The sequence below is a fragment of the Bacillus cereus group sp. BfR-BA-01441 genome (assembly GCF_022663075.1).
GTDB classification, from domain to species: domain Bacteria; phylum Bacillota; class Bacilli; order Bacillales; family Bacillaceae_G; genus Bacillus_A; species Bacillus_A cereus.
On sequence record NZ_JAKUEU010000455.1, the window covers coordinates 1 to 214 of the forward strand.

Genomic DNA, 214 nt, shown 5'->3' on the forward strand with positions numbered 1-214 from the left:
CATTTGAATATTTGGCGGTATGACTTGTGGAATAACTACATTTTCTTTCGATACATTTGGCGATACTATATTCCCTACGTTTTCTTTTTTCACTTGCGGTGACACTATATTTCCTACATTTTCTTTCTTCACTTGTGGCGATACTATATTTCCTACATTTTCTTTCTTCACTTGCGGCGATACTATATTTCCTACATTTTCTTTCTTCACTTGT

1 pseudogene is annotated in these 214 nt (G+C 34.1%); it reads right to left on the reverse strand.

From position 1 onward, the window contains the following. A pseudogene (locus tag MR107_RS31185) lies at window positions 1–214 on the reverse strand (peptigoglycan-binding protein LysM); the annotation flags it as partial.